This is a genomic window from Nocardia sp. NPDC059240, assembly GCF_042753865.1.
GTDB lineage: Bacteria > Actinomycetota > Actinomycetes > Mycobacteriales > Mycobacteriaceae > Nocardia.
Window position 1 is genome coordinate 101,532 of record NZ_JBHZAC010000018.1, and the last position, 18,194, is coordinate 119,725.

An 18,194-nucleotide genomic window follows, 5' to 3' on the forward strand; every position below is an offset into this window, starting at 1 on the left:
AACTCCTTGCGGTGACTATCGCACCAGCCGCTCCAACAGTCCGGCGGCGCGCGTGTAGGGCTCGGGTAGCAGTCGTTTGGCCTGCCAGATGGCCTTGGCCTCGATTTGCGGGACCACGTACAGCTGGCCGCGGTCCACGGCGTCGAGGGTGGTGCGGGCGATGGCGGCCGGCGGGCGTCCGGTCCAGCGCAGCAGGCGGTCACCCCACTGCTGGACGTTCTCGTCGCCGATCGAAACGCCTTCCAGGATGTTGGTTCGCACCCCGGTCGGGCACAGCACGGTGACGGTCACGCCGGTGCCGGACAGTTCCGCCGCGAGGGTCTCCGACAGTGCCAGCACCCCCGCCTTGCTCACGTTGTAGGCGGCCATCCGCGGTGCCGAACCGAAGGCGGCGGCCGAGGCGACATTCACGATCGATCCGTGCCCGGCCTCGCGCAGCAGCGGCGTGAAGACGTGGCAGCCGTGGATGACTCCCCACAGGTTCACGTCGAGCACCTGATGCCATTCGGCGGGCGGTGCCTCGCCGATCACGGCTCCGCCGCGCCCGATACCGGCATTGTTGACCACCAGGTCCGGGCTCTTGCCGAACCATTCCCCGGCGGTGTGCGCCAGCGTGCTGACATCGTCGAGGCTGCGCACATCGCAGACCGTGTCGAACGCCTTTCCGCCTGCGGCGGCGACCAATTCGACGGTTTCGCGGGCGCGCTCGGCGTCGATATCGGAGCAGACGACGCGTCCGCCCCGCCGACCGATCTCGAGGGCGAAACCGCGGCCGATACCGCTGCCCGCACCGGTCACCACCGCATCCGCCTGCTGGGTGCGGCGGGATCCGCCGAAGGGGTTGAGTCGCATGGGAACTCCCGGGGCCGTGCCGTCCGGGCGATCAATTGGTGGCGTATGCCACCACTGGCCGCACCTGCCACCAATTAGGCTCCCGGTGCGCTACTTTGTCAACTATGGACGGGACCGCACGCACGGCCGCGAAGGTGACCGCGCCGCCTGCCCGGCGCGGCGGAACCTGGGGTGGACGCACCCAGGAAGAGCGCCGCGCGGAACGGCGTGAGCGCCTGATCACGGCCGCCCTGGAGATCTGGCTCGAAAGCGGCTGGGCCGCCGTGACCATGCGCGGGGTCTGCACCCGGGCGGGCCTCAACGACCGCTACTTCTACGAGCACTTCACCGACCGTGACGACCTGCTGGGCGCGGTCTTCGACGAGGTCGGTTTCCAGACGTTGGCCGAACTCTCGGCCGTGGTCGCGGAGAATCTCGAGTCCCCCGCGCTCGGCATCCTGCACCTGGCCATCGCGCGTGCCGTCGCCCTGCAGACGGAAGGACCGGCCCGCATCCTGTTCGGCGATCACGCCGGCAGCCGGGTGCTGGAGCAACGCCGCACCGCCCTGCTCACGGAGTCCACGGACCTGCTGATCGCCACCGCCCGCCCCTACCTCCGCCCGGGCGTCGACGAATCCGACCTGCGCATGGGCGTTCTCATGGGCATCGGCGGCTTCATCGAACTGCTCACGGCCTGGCGTACCGGTGCCATCGACGCCGACCCGGCCCGCATCGTCGACCACGTGAGCCGCACCGCCGACGCCCTGGGAACGCTGTACCTGGCCTTCCCGGACTGAGCTACTTCACCGCCCAGACCATCGACTCCGGCCCGGCCAGATGCTCGGTGACCGGTTCCTGAAACCCGGTGTCGGCCAGCCAGGTTCGCAGGTCGGCGGCGGTGTAGTCGAAGCCGCCAGGGGTTTCGATGAGCATGTTGAGGCTCATCAAGAGGCCGGGCAGATTGCTTCGGCGGTCGTCGTCGATGAAGGACTCGTAGACGAGGACCGCGCCGCCCTCGGGCAGCGCGCGGTACGCCTTCTCCAGCAGCATCCGCTTGGTGGGCAGATCCCAGTCGTGCAGGATGTGCCCGAAAACCAGGACGTCGGCCTCGGGGAGGTCGTCTTCGAAGAAGTCGCCGGGCTGGAAGCTGATCCGATCCTCCACCGGCGCACTGTAATCGGCGAAAATGGGCTCGACCGGCGGCAGGTCGTAACCGATGCCGTACAGGTGCGGGTTGGTTTCCAGGACGGTGCGCAGCAGCGCCCCCTGCGCGGTGCCGATATCGGCCACCGTCTTCCAGCGATGCCACGGGAACTGCTCGGCGATGGGGTGCGCGCTGGGCAGCGTCAGACCGGTCATGGCGCGCTGGAAGTCGTAGAGCCGCCGGGGATCCCGGTACAGGGTGGTGAAGAAGTCGCCGCCGTACTTGGCCTCGTTCTGCGGCTGCCCGCTGCGCAGCGCCTCGGTGAGCCCACCCCAGAACGGATACAGCCGGGCCGCCGCCATCTCGAGGAAGCCGCCGATGTATTCGCTCCCGGTGCTGTCCAGGTAGGTGGCGGTATCGGCGGTGTTCGCGTACCGATCGTCGGTGCGCCGCAGCATGTCCATGGCAACCAGCGCGTCGAGGAAGTCGCGCGTGGAGCGCGGGTGCAGACCCAGTTCCCGCCGCAATTGCTCGGCGGTCAGCTGCCGATGCCCGAGCACCGTGAACACGCCGAGTTCGACGGCACTGAGCAGGGTCCGGGACTCCCAGAAACCCATGCCGATCCGCAGGATCCGCTCCATGGCGCTTCACGATAGCCACAGCGACCCTCCGGCAAAGGCAAATCAGAGCACGTCGATCCGATACACCCGTTCGGCATTGCGGCGGAAGATCTGCTCGATGGCCTTGTCGTCGGCCCCGTGCCCGGCCAGCGCCGTCGCCACCGCCTCCGCCGCGTTCGGGATGCTCGTAATCGGTTTGTCCACCGGAAAATTCGAGCCCCAGACCAGCCGGTCTGCCCCGAACACGTCCAGTGCGTGCTCGAGCATCGGCGAAATCCGGTCCAGCAGTACCGGAACCGGAGTCGGCTCGCCGCGCTTCGGCACGGGATGCCCGAGGATCGGCATCATCAGCCCGCTGACCTTGGCCACCACATGAGTGTGCGCGGCCACCGCCGCGAGATCGTCGCGCCAGCGCACGAACAACTCCCGCCGCTGCCCCGGATGCTGCCCGGTATTCCGTCCGACCGGCCCGAAAATCCCTGCGGGCGTGCCGAGATGGTTGAGCACGATCGTGGTCTCGGGGTACCGCTCGGCCAAGGCCGCCACCTCCGGCAGCTGTCCCGAGTACACCCAGGCTTCGAAGGCGAGCCCGCGATCCGCGAGCGCGCCGAAGCCGTCGAGGAAGGCCGGCGAGGTGAGAATGCCGGGAGCCTTGCCCATGGCGCGCACGGCGGGATCCGGATGCTGTTCCACCCGGGCGCGAATGCCCCGGAACCGCGGCGAGGCCGCCCGATGCGCGTCCAGCAGTGCGGCGAAATCGGGAGCCGTGGGATCACCCGCGCCCATGATCGCGCCGAGGGCGGGCGTATCCACGCCGAACGGCAGACTCGCCACCCACCGCGTCTCCTCGGCGGAAGCCAGCGGCCCCTTCCCGCTCCACTCCATCTCGATGTGCACGATCGCCTCGACCGGCACCTCTCCGGCATCGGCCTGATAGTCGCGCGGCAGGTAGGGATGAACGAACGGCGTTGGATCCCCGACGAACTCCCGGTCCTTCCGCGGCGCGATCCGTTTGACCAGGTCGATCGGCACCGGCACATACCGGAACAGGCGCGCCAGCGCGCTGAACTCGCGCGGCGTCGTCAGCGGATCGAACTGATGAATGTGTGCGTCCACGACAGTCATTCCCGCAAGGTCCATGAGGTCTCTTCCGTCGGGTTCAGCCTGTCCGGATTGTTCCACGCTCACCCCGCCGCAGCCATGAAATCGGACATGCCGCACCGGCGACTCGGCCTTCGGAAACGGCTGTGCCGCGCCCCGGCGAGGAGGGCGCGGCACAGGCGGCGGCCGATGGGGCCGACCGGGTCAGGGCAGGATCTGGGGGATGGCGTCGGGGTTCAGCAGGCCGATCAGGGCGCCGAGACCGCCGCCGATCAGCGCGCCCAGGGCCGAGCCGCCCAGCATGCCGGGGACGGAGGCGACGACCGAGCCGAGGGCGGCTCCGCCCGCGCTACCGGTGAGCGCGCCCGCGGCTGCGCCGTTGAGGGCGGGGTCGGGGAACTGGGCGTTGGGGTTGGTGGTCACATCGAGCGGGAGGCCGCCGGCGACCGGAGTGACCTGCACCGGCACGGCGGCGGTGTCCGGTGCCTCGGCGGACGCCGTGCCTGCGAAGAGAGTGGCTGCCGCGGTGAGGGATACGGCCGCGGCCGCCAGCTTTGCGGTGGTTCTGAGGGTGGTTTGGCGCATCATCATTCAGGTATAGCTGTGAAATTGCTGCCCTTCTGAAATTGGCGCGCACTTGAATTCTGTGAATTGCCCACGCCCGCAAGACAATTAATAGCTGTTCGCTATGTCTATTCAGACGTTGCGTCGATACTGACCGCCTACGGTGAAGAAGGTGTCGGTGACCTGTTGCAGGGTGCAGACTCGCGCGGCATCCATCAGAACTTCGAAGACGTTCTCGTCGCTGGATGCGGCCGCGGCGAGACGAGCCAGCGCGGCGGGTGCCTCGTCGCGATGGCGATCGGTGAATTCGCGGACTCGTTGCAGCTGAGACTGTTTTTCGGATTCGGTGCCGCGCGCCAATTCCAGAACGCGGTGTTCTTCCTCGTGCGGATTGCGGAAGGTGTTGACACCGATGATCGGAAGACTGCCGTCGTGCTTGCGGCGCTCGTAGAGCATGGACTCGTCCTGAATGCGGCCGCGCTGATAGCCGGTCTCCATCGCGCCCAGGACGCCGCCGCGTTCGCTGATGCGCTCGAATTCGCGCAGCACGGCCTCTTCGACCAGGTCGGTGAGCTCGTCGATGATGAAGCTGCCCTGCAGCGGATTCTCGTTCATCGCCAAACCCCACTCGCGGTTGATGATGAGCTGAATCGCCAGGGCGCGGCGCACCGATTCCTCGGTGGGCGTGGTGACGGCCTCGTCATAGGCGTTGGTGTGCAGGCTGTTGCAGTTGTCGTAGACGGCGATCAGCGCCTGCAAGGTGGTGCGAATGTCGTTGAAGCTCATCTCCTGTGCGTGCAGCGACCGCCCTGAAGTCTGAACGTGGTACTTCAGTTTCTGGGAACGGTCATTGGCGCCGTACTTGTCGCGCATGGCGATCGCCCAGATCCGCCGCGCCACCCGCCCGATCACCGAGTATTCGGCATCCATGCCATTGGAGAAGAAGAACGAGAGGTTGGGCGCGAAATCATCGATGTCCATACCGCGCGCCAGATACGCCTCCACGTAGGTGAACCCGTTGGCCAGCGTGAAGGCCAGCTGGCTGATCGGGTTCGCCCCGGCCTCCGCGATGTGATAGCCGGAGATCGACACCGAGTAGAAGTTGCGAACACCGTTGCGCACGAACCATTCCTGGATATCGGCCATCATGCGCAAGCTGAACTCGGTGGAGAAAATGCAGGTGTTCTGCCCCTGATCCTCTTTGAGAATGTCGGCCTGCACGGTCCCGCGCACGGTGGCGAGCGTGCGAGCCCGCAGCTCGGCGGCTTCCTCGGCGGTCGGCTCCCGCCCCTCCGCGTCCGAGAACTGTTGCACTGCTTGATCGATCGCGGCATTCAGGTAGTAGGCGAGGATTGTCGGCGCGGGTCCGTTGATCGTCATCGACACCGAGGTGGTCGGCGAGTCCAGATCGAACCCGTCGTAGAGCACCTTCATATCGTCGAGCGAAGCGATGGAAACCCCCGAAGTCCCCACCTTCCCGTAGATGTCCGGCCGCTCCGCCGGGTCGTGCCCGTACAGCGTCACCGAATCGAACGCCGTCGAAAGCCGCTTGGCCTCGGCATGTTCCGACAACACCTGGAACCGCCGATTGGTCCGGAACGCATCCCCTTCACCGGCGAACATCCGGGCCGGATCCTCATTGTCCCGTTTGAACGGGAACACCCCGGCCGTGAACGGGAACCGGCCGGGCAGGTTCTCCGCCCGCAGGAACCGCAGCAGCTCACCGTGATCGGTGAACCGGGGGAGCGCGACGCGGGGAATCGAACTGCCGGACAAGGTCTCCCGGCGCAGAGCAGTGCGCAGCTCACGGTCGCGCACTCGAACGACCTGCTCGTCACCCCGGTACGACTCGGCAACCGACGGCCACTCTGCCAGCAACGCAGTGTTTTCCGGCGCAAGGCCGGCGCGGGCGGTTTCCAGCAGTGCCGCCACCTCCGTCATTCCGGATGGGGTCAATTCATCGAGGACCTGCTCCAATCGCTGCACGCGCTGCGCGGCAACAACCTGTCGTTCCGTGTCCGCGTGGTAGTCCCGTACCGCCTCGGCGATCTCGGCCAGGTACCGCACGCGCTGCGGCGGAATGATCTGGGCGAATCGGGTCGAGGCGCGGGTGTCCACACGTGGCAGCACGCCCTCTTGCAGTGGCAGCCCCGCAGCGCCGAGAAGTCCGGCCAGGTGCTGGTAGAGCGCGGTCACCCCGTCATCGTTGAAAGTGGCCGCGCTGGTGCCGAATACCGGCATGTCCTCCGGCATGGCGTGGAAGTCCTCGCGATTGCGCACCAACTGCCGGGAGACGTCGCGCAGCGCGTCCTCGGCTCCGCGTCGCTCGAACTTGTTGATGGCCACGACATCCGCGTAATCGAGCATGTCGATCTTCTCGAGCTGGGAAGCGGCGCCGAACTCCGGCGTCATCACATACAGCGAGACATCCACGTGCTCGGCGACGGCTGCATCGCCCTGCCCGATGCCGGGGGTCTCCAGGATCACCAGATCGAATCCCGCTGCCTTGCAGGCGATCACCATGGTGTCGATATCGTTCGGCAACTCCCGCTCGCCCCGCGTGGCCAGCGAACGGAAATACACCCGCTCACCGTCGAGCGCATTCATCCGGATCCGGTCACCCAGCAGTGCGCCGCCGCCGCGCCGCCGGGTCGGATCCACCGCCAGCACCGCGACCCGCAGTTTGTCCTGCTGATCGGTGCGCAGTCGGCGAATGAGTTCATCTGTGAGAGAAGACTTTCCGGATCCACCGGTGCCGGTAATACCCAGCACGGGCACGCGGCGAGCGGCGGCCGCGGCCGCCAGCGTCGCCCGATCCTCGTCCGGCAGGGTGCCCTGTTGCAGGCAGGTCAGCGTCCGCGCCAAGGCCGCACGATCCCCGCTCAGCACTGCTTCGACGGGCGCGGGCTGCAGCGAAAGATCCACGTCACAAGCGGAAATCAGCTGATTGATCATCCCGGGTAACCCGAGCCGCTGCCCATCCTCGGGGGAGAAGATGGTCACCCCGGACGCCGCCAGCCGCGCGATCTCCTCGGGAATGATCACCCCGCCGCCCCCGCCGAAGATCTTCACGTGCTCGGCCCCGGCCTCTTTCAATGCCTTCGCCAAGTACTCGAAGTACTCGATGTGCCCGCCCTGATACGAGCTGACCGCGATGCCCTGCACATCCTCGGTCACGGCCGCATCCACGACCTCGCGCACGGCCCGGTTATGCCCTAGATGAATCACCTCGGCCCCTTGGGCCTGCAGGATTCTGCGCATGATGTTGATGGCCGCGTCATGGCCATCGAAGAGCGCAGCAGCGGTAACGAACCGCACTGGATTGACCGGGACATGCAAATCGGGCATGCCATCCTCCGCACGGAGAGCCTGTTAGTTGCTGTGAATTATCACACACCCAATACTTGGATGTCCAACTATAGGATCGCCACAGACCGCGCAAATCGTGCGCAAGCGTCGACAGCTTCGAGACAGGACTGGCATGGTTCGCGAACTCACTCATTTCGTCGGTGGCAAGCACGTTCCGGGAACCTCCGGCAACTTCGGCGATGTGTTCAACCCGAGCACCGGGCAGGTTCAGGCCAAGGTGCCGCTGGCGAGCAAGAGTGAGGTCGAGGCGGTCATCGCCAACGCCGCCGCCGCACAGCCCGCCTGGGCCGCCATGAACCCGCAGCGCCGTGCGCGAATTCTGATGAAGTTCCTGACCCTGGTGCAGGACGAGATGGATTCCCTCGCCGCGTTGCTGTCCAGCGAGCACGGCAAGACCATCCCCGACGCCAAGGGCGATATCCAGCGCGGCCTCGAGGTCATCGAATTCGCCTGCGGCATCCCGCATCTGCTCAAGGGCGAGTACACCGAGAGCGCCGGCACCGGCATCGACGTGTACTCCATGCGGCAGCCGCTCGGCGTCGTCGCGGGCATCACCCCCTTCAACTTCCCGGCCATGATCCCGCTGTGGAAGGCCGGGCCCGCGCTGGCCTGCGGTAATGCCTTCGTGCTCAAGCCTTCCGAGCGTGACCCCTCGGTGCCGCTGCGCCTGGCCGAACTGTTCCTCGAGGCCGGACTGCCCGCGGGCATCTTCAATGTCGTGCACGGCGACAAGACCGCCGTCGACACCCTGCTGCACGACGACCGGATCAAGGCCGTCGGCTTCGTCGGCTCCACCCCGATCGCGCAGTACATCTACGAGACCGCGTCCGCGAACGGCAAGCGCGCCCAGTGCTTCGGCGGGGCCAAGAACCACGCCATCGTCATGCCCGACGCCGACCTCGACGATGTCGCCGACCAGCTGATCGGTGCGGGTTACGGCTCGGCCGGTGAGCGCTGCATGGCCATCTCGGTGGCGGTGCCGGTCGGCGCGGAGACCGCGGATCGCTTGCGCGCCAAGCTGATCGAGCGCATCGGCAAGCTCAATGTCGGCGTCTCCGACGACCCGGGCGCGGACTTCGGCCCACTGGTCGGCCGCGACGGCGTGGACCGCGTGAACAACTACGTGCAGATCGGCGTCGACGAGGGCGCGGAACTCGTCATCGACGGTCGCGGCCTGGTGGTCGAGGGCGGCGAGGACGGATTCTTCGCGGGCGCAACGCTGTTCGACAATGTGACCGCGGACATGCGCATCTACAAGGAAGAGATCTTCGGTCCGGTGCTGGCCATCGTGCGCGCCAAGGACTACGAAGAGGGCCTGCGTCTGGCCAATGAGCACGAGTACGGCAACGGCGTCGCCATCTTCACCCGCGATGGCGACACCGCCCGCGATTTCGCCGCCCGCGTGCAGGTCGGCATGGTCGGCATCAACGTCCCGATCCCGGTGCCGATCGCGTACCACACCTTCGGCGGCTGGAAGCGTTCCGGCTTCGGCGATCTCAACCAGCACGGCCCGGACTCGATCCGCTTCTACACCAAGACCAAGACGGTGACGCAGCGCTGGCCCGCGGGACAGAAGGAATCCAACGCCTTCGTGATCCCGACCATGGACTGACCATGTTCGTACTAGACGAGGACGAGAAGGCGATCGTCGAGACCGCCCGCTCCTTCGCCGACGAACTGCTCGCGCCCAATGCCCTGGAATGGGATGAGCGCAAGCACTTCCCGGTCGACGTGCTGCGCAAGGCGGGTCAGCTCGGCATGGGCGGCATCTACGTGCGCGAGGATGTGGGCGGCTCGGAGCTGCGACGGCTCGACGCCGTGCGCATCTTCGAGCAGCTCTCCACCGGCTGCCCGGCCATCGCCGCCTACATCTCCATCCACAATATGGCGACGTGGATGATCGACACGTACGGCAATGCGGCCCAGCGTGATCGCTGGCTGCCGGGCCTGACCTCGATGGATCTGCTCGCGTCCTACGCGCTCACCGAACCCTCGGTGGGCTCGGACGCGGCGGCGTTGAGCACCAAGGCCGTTCGCGACGGCGAGGACTACATCCTCAATGGCGCAAAGCAGTTCATCTCCGGGGCCGGAGCCAATGACGTGTACGTCATGATGGTCCGCACCGGAGACGCCGGGGCGCGCGGCATCTCGGCGCTCATCGTCCCGGCCGACACTCCCGGACTCTCGGTGGGGCCGAACGAACGCAAGATGGGCTGGAACGCGCAGCCCACTCGCCAGGTCATTCTCGAGGACGCCCGGGTGCCGGCCGCCAACCTGCTCGGCAACGAGGGCGACGGCTTCCGCATCGCCATGAACGGGCTCAACGGCGGGCGGCTCAATATCGCCGCCTGCTCGCTCGGTGGTGCGCAGGCGGCGCTGGATCGGACCGTGTCGTATCTGGCGCAGCGCAAGGCGTTCGGGTCGCGACTGCTGGACAACACCGCCCTGCAGTTCGAACTCGCGGATATGCGCACCTCGCTGGAGGCGGCCCGCACCCTGCTGTGGCGTGCGGCCGCCGCCCTGGACGCCGACGCCGACGACAAGGTCGAACTCTGCGCCATGGCCAAGCGGTTCGCCACCGACGCCGGGTTCGAGGTGGCCAACAAGGCCCTGCAACTGCACGGTGGCTACGGTTACCTGGCCGAATACGGCATCGAGAAGATCGTTCGCGACCTGCGGGTGCATCAGATTCTCGAGGGGACGAACGAAATCATGCGGGTGGTCGTCGCCCGCTCGGTGGTAGGAGCAGCATGAGCGAAGGTGTGAACGAACCTGAGGTTCTGGTCGAGAAGCGGGACGGGCTCGGCCTGATCACGCTCAACCGGCCCCGCGCCATCAACGCGCTCAACCACCCGATGGCGCTGACCATCCTGGACGCGCTGCGGGCCTGGGCGGACGACGACGAGGTGCGCACGGTGGTCCTCACCGGCGCGGGCGAGCGCGGGCTGTGCGCGGGCGGCGATATCGTCGCCATCCACAACGACGCCAAGCACGCTGTCGCCCAGGGTGATTCGCCGGAAGTCTCGGCAGACTCGCCCAGCGGCAAGTTCTGGCGCGACGAGTACATCCTGAACGCGCTGATCGAGAACTACCCCAAGCCGTACGTCGCGGTGATGGACGGCATCGTGATGGGCGGCGGCGTCGGCCTGTCCGGCCACGCCTCGCACCGCATCGTGACCGAGCGGTCCATGGTCGGCATGCCCGAGACCGGCATCGGCTTCATCCCCGACGTCGGCGGTACCTGGCTGCTGGCCCACGCGCCCGGCGAGATCGGCACGCACGTCGCGCTCACCACCGCGCGCATGTCGGCGGGCGACGCCATCGCGGCCGGATTCGCCGACTACTTCGTGCCGTCGGAGCACCTGCCCGCGCTGCTGGAAGCCCTGCGTGACAACGAGATCGACGTGGCCATCGCGAAATTCGCGCAGCCCGCACCGGTTTCGGAGTTCGTCGCCCAGCAGGATTGGATCGACTCCTGCTACAGCGCCGACACGGTCGAGGAGATCGTGCACCGCCTGCAGCTCGACGGCCGCGCCGAGGCCGCCAAGGCGGCCACCGACATCCTGTCGAAATCGCCCGTGGCACTGAAGGTCACGCTGCGCTCGCTGCGCAACGCCCGCCGGGCCGAGAACCTCGAGGCGGCGCTGAACCAGGAATACCGGGTCTCCGCCGCCTCCCTGAACACCCACGACCTGGTCGAGGGCATTCGCGCCCAGGTCATCGACAAGGACCGCAACCCGCAGTGGTCGCCCGCCACCCTGGCGGACGTCACCGAGGCCGACGTGGAGGCCTACTTCGGCCCGCTCGGCGATCGCGAACTGGGACTGTAAGGACGAGCGATGAGCAACAACACCACGGTCGGGTTCCTCGGACTCGGCCATATGGGCGGGCCCATGGCCGCCAACCTGGTCAAGGCCGGATACGCCGTGCTGGCCTTCGACCCCGTGCCCGCCGCGCAGGCCCAGGCCCGCGCGGACGGCGCGACCGTCGTCGACGCTGCGGCAGAAGCGGTTTCGGCCTCCGACATCGTCATCACCATGCTGCCCAACGGCCGCATCGTGCTCGACCTCTACAACGAGGTGCTCGCGGCCGCCAAGCCCGGCACGTTGTTCGTCGACTGCTCCACCATCGATGTCGCCGACGCCAAGCAGGCCGCGGAACTCGCTGCGGCAGCGGGACATCGGGCCCTGGACGCCCCCGTCTCCGGCGGTGTCGCGGGCGCGGCGGCGGGCACCCTCACCTTCATGGTGGGCGGCGCGGACGCCGACTTCGCCGCGGCCCTGCCGCTGCTCGAGGTCATGGGCGGCAAGGTCGTGCACTGCGGCGGCGCGGGCGTCGGCCAGGCCGCGAAGATCTGCAACAACATGCTGCTGGGCATCTCCATGGTCGCGCTGTCGGAAGCCATTGTGCTGGGCGAGAAGCTGGGCCTGACCCACGACAAGTTTTTCGACGTGGTGTCCACCGCCTCGGGCCAGTCGTGGGCGCTGACCTCGTACTGCCCGGTGCCCGGACCGGTTCCGGCCAGCCCGGCCAACAACGACTACAAGCCGGGCTTCGCGACCGCGCTCATGAACAAGGACCTCGGTCTGGCGGCCAACGCGCTGGCAGCGAACGGTGTGGACGGGCAGATCGGCACGCTCGCCGCCGAGATCTACAACCGCTTCAACCAGGAGGAAGCGGGCAAGGACTTCTCGGCTATCGTCACCGATATCCGCAAGCGATCTGAAGGGGAGACGGCGTGACCGACTTCGAGACCATTCTGCTGGAGCGTAAGGGCCGCGTCGCCCTCATCACGCTGAACCGGCCGAAGGCCCTCAACGCGCTGAATTCGCAGGTCCTGACCGATATTTCGGCCGCCCTCGACGAGCTCGAGAACGACAACGAGATCGGTGCGGTCGTGCTGACCGGGTCCGAGCGCGCCTTCGCGGCGGGCGCGGACATCAAGGAGATGCAGAGCAAGTCCTACATGGACATGTTCCTGACCGACCACTTCGCCGGCTGGGACCGCCTGGTCGCGTTCCGCAAGCCCATCATCGCCGCGGTCGCCGGGTACGCCCTCGGCGGCGGCTGCGAACTCGCCATGATGTGCGACATCCTGCTCGCCGCCGACACCGCCAAGTTCGGGCAGCCCGAGATCAAGCTCGGCGTCATCCCCGGCATGGGCGGCTCGCAGCGCCTCACCCGCGCCGTCGGCAAGGCCAAGGCCATGGACCTCATCCTCACCGGCCGCAATATGGACGCCGAAGAGGCCGAGCGCGCGGGCCTGGTCTCGCGCATCGTCCCGGCCGCCGACCTCGTCGCCACCGCCCTGGAGGTCGCCGAGACCATCGCGTCCATGTCGCTGCCGTCGGTCATGATCGCCAAGGAAGCCGTCGACCGCGCCTTCGAGACCACCCTCACCGAGGGGCTGCGCTTCGAGCGTCGCGTCTTCCACTCGCTGTTCGCCACCGACGACCAGAAGGAAGGCATGACCGCCTTCGTCGAGAAGCGGGCAGCGAACTTCACGCACAAGTAGGCGAATTCGACTGCGGTCGAAAGGGGTTCGGGGACCAGGTCCCCGGGCCCCTTTTTCGACGGCGCCGTATTCGGCTGCGCTCAGCTGTGTTTCGGCGGGCCGACAACTTCGACCGTCGGCGGCTTGCCATCGGTGTGATCGCCGCCGTCGCGGTTCATGGCCAGCGCGCCCACGATGGTGCCGCCCAGGGTGGCGGTAACCGCCACGGCCGCAACGATCTTGCGGCGGGACACGGGGGAGGAGGGTGCCTCGTGCACGTGCACACCCGAACCCGGTGTCAGGTGCACGCTGCGGATGCTGCGGGCGGACGGGCGCTCGGCGGCCAGTAGCACCGCGCCGCGGGTGGAGACGAACTCCGGCTCGGGATCGTAGATGAGCGGCAGATCCAGCTGCTGCTTCAGTTCGTCCCGGATGCTCTTGTTGCGGGTGCAGCCACCCAGCAGCGCGATCCCGGTGGGCCGGACACCCGTCTCGTCGACCATGTGGCGGACGAACGAGGCCGAGTGGTGGATACCGGCCTCCACGAGTTCGGCGAAGTCGCTACGGGTGACCACGAAGCGTTGCCCGGTGATCGGGTCGCAGACGGCCAGCACGCGCTCGGAGGCCAGGGCTTCCTTCTGGCGGCGGGTCGTGGCCATGTCGAGGGTGACGCCACCGCGGGTGAGCAGCCAGCGCAGCAGGGCGTCGTGGCCGTCACCGCCCAGGACGGTGCTGCGCTTGGTGGCGAGGACGGCATCGGTTCGGCAGTCGATCTGGGTGAGGGTCAGGCCGGAAGCACCTAGGTCGTAGAGCAGGACCGAGCCCTCGGTGGGCAGCCGGCCGGTGAATCTCAGATATCTGAGCTGGGCCACCGGCTCGTCGATGACGGTGAGGCGATTGCGGCCGGCGGCGGTCCGAACGGACTCGGCGTGCGAGGTGCAACGGCAGGTCACGGCGATGCCGGTAATGAATTCGTCCCGCTTGGCGGCCGATTTCCGCATCAGCCGGATGGACTCGAAGACCGCCTCTTCCATGCTGCCGCCACCGGCCCGGCGTAAGACCTTGCAACGGTCGATGGGGGGCAGATGTGGCTGGTCGGAATGGGTGAGCATGGCGCGTGCGCCAGCAGCGCCCGCCGACACCCCGAGGACCAGCACCATGGCCTCAATGGTGAACCTTTTGTGAGCCGAATCCAAGACTATGAAGCAGGAAATTGGCTGTTGGGTCGCTGAAGGGTTACTGACCGGCCCAACGTGTCGGCGAGCTACCGGGATCGAAGTCGCCGGCCGCCTGCCGGAACTCCGACAGCAATTCCAGCAACAACTGCAAACGTTGCGGTGGCAGTCCGGCCTCGGCGAAAACCCGCCGGTTCAGTTCGATGGTGGCCTTGGCCACCAAATCTCTTCCGGCATCGGTGATTTCGATGAGCGTCGCCCGCCGGTCACTCGGATGTGGCACACGCTTCACCAACTTCGCCGCTTCCAGGCGGTCGACGGTGTTGGTGACCGAGGTGGGATGCACCTGCAGGCGGGCGCTGGCGACCGCCATGGGCAGCGCGCCGGTTTTGCTGAAACTCAGCAGCATGAGTAGCTCGTATCGGGAAAACGTCAAACCGGACGGTCGGAGAGCTTCGTCCACCCGGGCCATCACGATCTGCTGCGCCCGCACCAGTGACGTCACCGCCGCCATGCCGTCGGCCACCTCGCCCCAGCCGTGCTCCGACCACTGGCGGTGCGCCTCCTCGATCGGATCGAGCGGCAACGGACGCGGTCGAGACATGTCCTCGATCATCGCATGTCACGAACCGGTTGGTTGAAGCGCCGAGCCGATTCGTGAGGGTGCACAGAAATCTTCGTGAGGACGCACAGAAATCACCGTGATTTAAAGACTTTGCCGCATGCCGCAATCCCGGCACTATTGCCGAACACGATGCGGGTGTGTCCGAGCGGTTAGGAGCAGGTCTGCAAAACCTGTCACACGGGTTCGAGTCCCGTCGCTCGCTCCATCGGAGAACGCCTCCCGGACCTTCCGGGAGGCGTTTCTCATATGCCGGTCAGGTCGCGCAGGACCGTGTGATTGCGGTCGGCGGTGGTACCCAGCGTGTATTCGGGTAGCAGGCCGAAGTATTCGCCCCGGGAACGCGAGCTCCAGCGTCGCGCTTCCACGGTGCGGGTCTTGTAGAAATTCACCATGTAGCCGCCCTCGTAGAGGCGCAGCAGGGTGTAGCCGCCCGGATATTCCTTGCAGGCAGCGACTTCCAGGAATTCGACCGGGATCGGCAGGTCCGCGCGGGTGCGGCGATTGCGGTGGGTGTGGCCGGAGTGGTGCAGGAAGACGCCCGGGGCATCGCGGTACATCGATTGCAGCTCAGCGGCATTCGCGGCGTTCAGGATGAAGCTCGGGCCCGCCAGATTGGACCAGCCGGATTCGGTGGTGACGGGGTGGTGGCCGAAAAGCAGGGTGGGACGGTCCGGATCGGCGGCGAGCAGGGCGCGCAGTTCGTCGAGCTGGGAGCGGTCCAGGGTGCCGCCCGCGATATCGAGCTCGGTGGTGTCGAGCGCGATCAGGCGCAGCTCGCCGAGCTCGTGGACGGCCAATTGCTGACGGGCGGAGAAGGAATCGCCCCAGCAGTCGTTGTGGTCGAGATAGGGCGTGCAACTCGCGTAGTCCGCACCGAGATGCGGGCGGTCGTGATTACCGCGGGCTGCGATCCAATCCCGGCCCGCCACACCCCAGTTCGTGAGCGCGGTGTGCACGCCGCGCACCTGCTCCGGTGTCGCCTCGGCGCTGAGGTCCCCGGCCAGCAGCAGATGGTCGACAGCGCGGTCGGGCCGGTGCATATCGTCGAGCAGGGCTGCGAGCATGATCTCGGGATACGGTGCGAGACCGGGCTCTTGGCGGAAGCCGGGCGGCAGGCCCGCGGTGATGATGCCGCTGACCTCTTCGCCGTAGTGAATGTCGTTGGCGAGCGCGATGGTTCGTAGCAGGCGGCCGGGCGGCGGGGTCAGGGTGGTGAAGACGCCCTGTGCCTCGGGCGTATTCGGTTGCCGGGTCACCACATTCAGTGCGGGCGTGGCCGGAATCCCCGCCGAGCGGGTCTCGAAGCGGTAGGTGCGGCCCGGTTCCAGCCCGGTGACCTCCGCGTAGTGGTAGGCCGTCGGCTGGGAATCGCCGTAGACCTGCCGCATGCCGGAGCCGTCCGGTGCGCCGAGCCATACTTCGCTGTCGGCCTCGACCGGAACGGGATTGCCGCTCGCGTCCGGGCCGAAGGTGGTCCAGGTGAAGATGGCCGCCTGATCGGTGATGGTGACGACCTCGAGATCGGTCACCACGAGCGAACCCGGCTGTGCGCGAGCCGGACTCGCCCAGGCCAGGGGCACTGCCGCTGCCGCGAGCAAACCGAGGACCTGTCGTCGATTCGGGCCGCAGCAGCTCATGGTCGTCCTACTTCGCGTCGGTCGAGCAGACCTTCCATACGCCGTCTTCCTTGCGTAAATGCTCGGTGGTGGAACGCTTGCTGTCCGCCGCCCCGGGCAGCGAGAAGGTGCCGAGGGTTTCGGCGGTGGCGCGATCGCCGGTGATGGTGATGCCCTGGACCGCATCGACCTTCATCGAGACCCGGCCCTGGGCCATGGCCTGCTTCTGGGCGTCGGAGAGCGCGTCGTACTGGGCGCGATCGCCCGCGCAGGTCTTGCCGACGGCCTGGGCCGCGCCGCCGGAGGACAGGGCGGTGTAGAAGTCCCGCACGGAGGTCTCGACCCGCTTGTCGTCGCTGACGCCGGAGTCCTTGCCGTTCAACGTCACCGCGGTGGCGATCCCGCCGCCGACGAGCACCACGGCGGCCACGCCGAGTCCGATGGTGAGGGGAGTTCGGCGATTCAGGGTCATCGAGATCCTTCGACTCGGGCGCGTATTCGGTTGCGGAACGTCTGGAGAGTACAGCGATTGCATGTCGATTGGTGGGGTGGCATTTGAACCGGGAGGCCGGGACTGTACGTTGGTTAGGCAAACCTCAGAGGTGAGGCGGAGCAGTGGAAAGGATGGTCATGACGGCGGCTCGATGGAAACTGGTGTCCGGAGCGCTGGCGGCGATCGCCGTCCTCGGTGCGACCACCGCGTGCTCCAACTCGTCCAAGGACGACAACGAGATCCTGGTCTACAACGCGCAGCACGAATCCCTCACCAAGGAGTGGATCGACGCGTTCACCAAGGACACCGGCATCAAGGTGACCATCCGCAACGGCGGTGACACCGACCTGGGCAACCAGCTCGTCGCCGAGGGCAGCAAGTCCAAGGCCGACGTCTTCCTCACCGAGAACTCCCCGGCCATGGCGCTGGTCGAGAACGCGGGCCTGTTCGCCGACGTGGACAAGGACACCCTCGCGCAGGTCCCCGAGCAGTTCCGCCCCTCCACCGGCAAGTGGACCGGAATCGCGGCGCGCTCCACCGTTTTCGTCTACAACTCCGCCAAGCTCCCGGCCGACCAGCTGCCCAAGTCGCTGCTCGACCTGCAGCAGCCGCAGTGGAAGGGCAAGTGGAGCGGGGCCGCTTCCGGCGCGGACTTCCAGGCCATCGTGGCCGCCCTGCTCGCCCAGAAGGGCGAGGACGCCACCAAGGCGTGGCTGAAGGGGATGAAGGACAACGCCATCATCGGGCAGAACAACACGACCGTCATGAAGAACGTGAACAACGGTCAGGTCGACGGCGGCGTGATCTACCACTACTACTGGTACCGCGATCAGGCCAACACCAAGGAGAACAGCAAGAACACCCAGCTGTTCTACTTCAAGAACCAGGACCCGGGCGCCTTCGTCTCCATTTCCGGTGGCGGCGTGCTGAAGTCGAGTAGCAAGCAGGCCAACGCCCAGAAGTTCCTGGCCTTCATCACCTCCAAGAAGGGCCAGACCGTCCTGCAGACCGGTGACTCCATGGAGTACCCGATCGCCGCCGACGTCGCCGCCAACCCGGCGCTGCCGCCGCTCGCCTCGCTGGACGCACCCAAGATCGACCCGAGCAAGCTGGACGCCAAGAAGGTCACGCAGCTCATGACCGAGGCGGGCCTGCTGTAACC

At 67.0% G+C, this 18,194-nt stretch carries 16 protein-coding genes and 1 tRNA gene; 8 read left to right on the forward strand and 9 right to left on the reverse strand.

Going from position 1 to position 18,194, the window contains the following annotated elements:
• Positions 1-15: 15 nt before the first annotated feature.
• Entirely contained in the window at positions 16-852 is an 837-nt protein-coding gene (locus tag ACFXHA_RS42165; protein WP_379366490.1) for an SDR family NAD(P)-dependent oxidoreductase, read from the reverse strand.
• Between the two features lie 104 nt (positions 853-956).
• Here ACFXHA_RS42165 and ACFXHA_RS42170 point away from each other — a divergent pair, with 104 nt between their 5' ends.
• Complete coding sequence (locus ACFXHA_RS42170) at positions 957-1,628, forward strand: TetR/AcrR family transcriptional regulator (RefSeq protein ID WP_379366492.1); 672 nt, start codon at positions 957-959, stop codon at positions 1,626-1,628.
• Position 1,629: 1 nt separating this feature from the next.
• Here the strand turns inward: ACFXHA_RS42170 and ACFXHA_RS42175 are convergent, their stop codons facing one another.
• The 4 genes from ACFXHA_RS42175 to icmF form a co-directional block, all read right to left on the reverse strand.
• Positions 1,630-2,616 carry a methyltransferase gene (locus ACFXHA_RS42175; protein ID WP_379366494.1) on the reverse strand — a complete coding sequence of 329 codons (987 nt, stop codon included), beginning with the start codon at positions 2,614-2,616 and terminating at the stop codon, positions 1,630-1,632.
• Positions 2,617-2,658: 42 nt separating this feature from the next.
• Entirely contained in the window at positions 2,659-3,720 is a 1,062-nt protein-coding gene (locus ACFXHA_RS42180) for an amidohydrolase family protein (RefSeq protein ID WP_379366496.1), read from the reverse strand.
• A 180-nt stretch (positions 3,721-3,900) separates the two neighbouring features.
• Entirely contained in the window at positions 3,901-4,284 is a 384-nt protein-coding gene (locus ACFXHA_RS42185; protein ID WP_379366498.1) for a hypothetical protein, read from the reverse strand.
• 108 nt (positions 4,285-4,392) lie between these two features.
• Entirely contained in the window at positions 4,393-7,608 is a 3,216-nt protein-coding gene (gene icmF, locus ACFXHA_RS42190) for a fused isobutyryl-CoA mutase/GTPase IcmF (RefSeq protein WP_379366500.1), read from the reverse strand.
• A gap of 133 nt (positions 7,609-7,741) precedes the next feature.
• Here icmF and ACFXHA_RS42195 point away from each other — a divergent pair, with 133 nt between their 5' ends.
• Genes ACFXHA_RS42195 through ACFXHA_RS42215 form a run of 5 tightly spaced genes read left to right on the forward strand, consistent with a single transcriptional unit; the run spans position 7,742 to position 13,144 of the window.
• Positions 7,742-9,241, forward strand: a complete 1,500-nt coding sequence (locus ACFXHA_RS42195; RefSeq protein WP_379366502.1) for a CoA-acylating methylmalonate-semialdehyde dehydrogenase — start codon at positions 7,742-7,744, stop codon at positions 9,239-9,241.
• A gap of 2 nt (positions 9,242-9,243) precedes the next feature.
• A complete protein-coding gene (locus ACFXHA_RS42200; protein WP_379366503.1) occupies positions 9,244-10,383 on the forward strand; it encodes an acyl-CoA dehydrogenase family protein in 1,140 nt (379 codons plus the stop codon).
• Entirely contained in the window at positions 10,380-11,459 is a 1,080-nt protein-coding gene (locus tag ACFXHA_RS42205) for an enoyl-CoA hydratase/isomerase family protein (protein ID WP_379366505.1), read from the forward strand. The genes ACFXHA_RS42200 and ACFXHA_RS42205 overlap by 4 nt, the downstream gene beginning before the upstream one ends.
• A 9-nt stretch (positions 11,460-11,468) precedes the next feature.
• A complete protein-coding gene (mmsB, locus tag ACFXHA_RS42210; protein WP_379366507.1) occupies positions 11,469-12,371 on the forward strand; it encodes a 3-hydroxyisobutyrate dehydrogenase in 903 nt (300 codons plus the stop codon).
• A complete protein-coding gene (locus ACFXHA_RS42215) occupies positions 12,368-13,144 on the forward strand; it encodes an enoyl-CoA hydratase (RefSeq protein WP_379366508.1) in 777 nt (258 codons plus the stop codon). The genes mmsB and ACFXHA_RS42215 overlap by 4 nt, the downstream gene beginning before the upstream one ends.
• Before the next feature lie 80 nt (positions 13,145-13,224).
• Here the strand turns inward: ACFXHA_RS42215 and ACFXHA_RS42220 are convergent, their stop codons facing one another.
• On the reverse strand, positions 13,225-14,283 hold the full coding sequence (locus tag ACFXHA_RS42220; RefSeq protein ID WP_379366510.1) for a hypothetical protein: 1,059 nt from the start codon (positions 14,281-14,283) through the stop codon (positions 13,225-13,227).
• A 76-nt stretch (positions 14,284-14,359) separates the two neighbouring features.
• The gene (locus ACFXHA_RS42225; protein WP_379366511.1) at positions 14,360-14,902 is read right to left on the reverse strand and encodes a MarR family winged helix-turn-helix transcriptional regulator; all 543 of its coding nucleotides are present in this window, start codon (positions 14,900-14,902) and stop codon (positions 14,360-14,362) included.
• A gap of 152 nt (positions 14,903-15,054) precedes the next feature.
• Between ACFXHA_RS42225 and ACFXHA_RS42230 the strand changes: the two genes are divergently transcribed.
• Positions 15,055-15,128 (forward strand) — tRNA-Cys (locus tag ACFXHA_RS42230).
• A 37-nt stretch (positions 15,129-15,165) separates the two neighbouring features.
• On the opposite strand, the gene ACFXHA_RS42235 is transcribed toward ACFXHA_RS42230, so the two are convergent.
• Both ACFXHA_RS42235 and ACFXHA_RS42240 read right to left on the reverse strand, forming a co-directional pair.
• Entirely contained in the window at positions 15,166-16,452 is a 1,287-nt protein-coding gene (locus tag ACFXHA_RS42235; RefSeq protein WP_379366513.1) for a metallophosphoesterase family protein, read from the reverse strand.
• Between the two features lie 115 nt (positions 16,453-16,567).
• Positions 16,568-17,011 (reverse strand): hypothetical protein, encoded by a 444-nt coding sequence (locus tag ACFXHA_RS42240; protein ID WP_379366515.1) that lies wholly within the window; start codon positions 17,009-17,011, stop codon positions 16,568-16,570.
• Between the two features lie 158 nt (positions 17,012-17,169).
• Here ACFXHA_RS42240 and ACFXHA_RS42245 point away from each other — a divergent pair, with 158 nt between their 5' ends.
• Positions 17,170-18,192 (forward strand): iron ABC transporter substrate-binding protein, encoded by a 1,023-nt coding sequence (locus ACFXHA_RS42245; RefSeq protein ID WP_379366517.1) that lies wholly within the window; start codon positions 17,170-17,172, stop codon positions 18,190-18,192.
• Positions 18,193-18,194: the final 2 nt, after the last annotated feature.

Bases quoted from the DNA above. Each gene is read 5' to 3' on its own strand.
- icmF (WP_379366500.1), bottom strand. From the start codon at position 7,608: ATGCCCGATTTGCATGTCCCGGTCAATCCAGTGCGGTTCGTTACCGCT.
- ACFXHA_RS42205 (WP_379366505.1), top strand. From the start codon at position 10,380: ATGAGCGAAGGTGTGAACGAACCTGAGGTTCTGGTCGAGAAGCGGGAC.
- ACFXHA_RS42240 (WP_379366515.1), bottom strand. From the start codon at position 17,011: ATGACCCTGAATCGCCGAACTCCCCTCACCATCGGACTCGGCGTGGCC.
- ACFXHA_RS42170 (WP_379366492.1), top strand. From the start codon at position 957: ATGGACGGGACCGCACGCACGGCCGCGAAGGTGACCGCGCCGCCTGCC.
- ACFXHA_RS42225 (WP_379366511.1), bottom strand. From the start codon at position 14,902: ATGTCTCGACCGCGTCCGTTGCCGCTCGATCCGATCGAGGAGGCGCAC.
- ACFXHA_RS42165 (WP_379366490.1), bottom strand. From the start codon at position 852: ATGCGACTCAACCCCTTCGGCGGATCCCGCCGCACCCAGCAGGCGGAT.
- ACFXHA_RS42200 (WP_379366503.1), top strand. From the start codon at position 9,244: ATGTTCGTACTAGACGAGGACGAGAAGGCGATCGTCGAGACCGCCCGC.
- ACFXHA_RS42180 (WP_379366496.1), bottom strand. From the start codon at position 3,720: ATGACTGTCGTGGACGCACACATTCATCAGTTCGATCCGCTGACGACG.
- ACFXHA_RS42245 (WP_379366517.1), top strand. From the start codon at position 17,170: ATGACGGCGGCTCGATGGAAACTGGTGTCCGGAGCGCTGGCGGCGATC.
- ACFXHA_RS42175 (WP_379366494.1), bottom strand. From the start codon at position 2,616: ATGGAGCGGATCCTGCGGATCGGCATGGGTTTCTGGGAGTCCCGGACC.
- ACFXHA_RS42195 (WP_379366502.1), top strand. From the start codon at position 7,742: ATGGTTCGCGAACTCACTCATTTCGTCGGTGGCAAGCACGTTCCGGGA.
- mmsB (WP_379366507.1), top strand. From the start codon at position 11,469: ATGAGCAACAACACCACGGTCGGGTTCCTCGGACTCGGCCATATGGGC.
- ACFXHA_RS42220 (WP_379366510.1), bottom strand. From the start codon at position 14,283: ATGGTGCTGGTCCTCGGGGTGTCGGCGGGCGCTGCTGGCGCACGCGCC.
- ACFXHA_RS42185 (WP_379366498.1), bottom strand. From the start codon at position 4,284: ATGATGCGCCAAACCACCCTCAGAACCACCGCAAAGCTGGCGGCCGCG.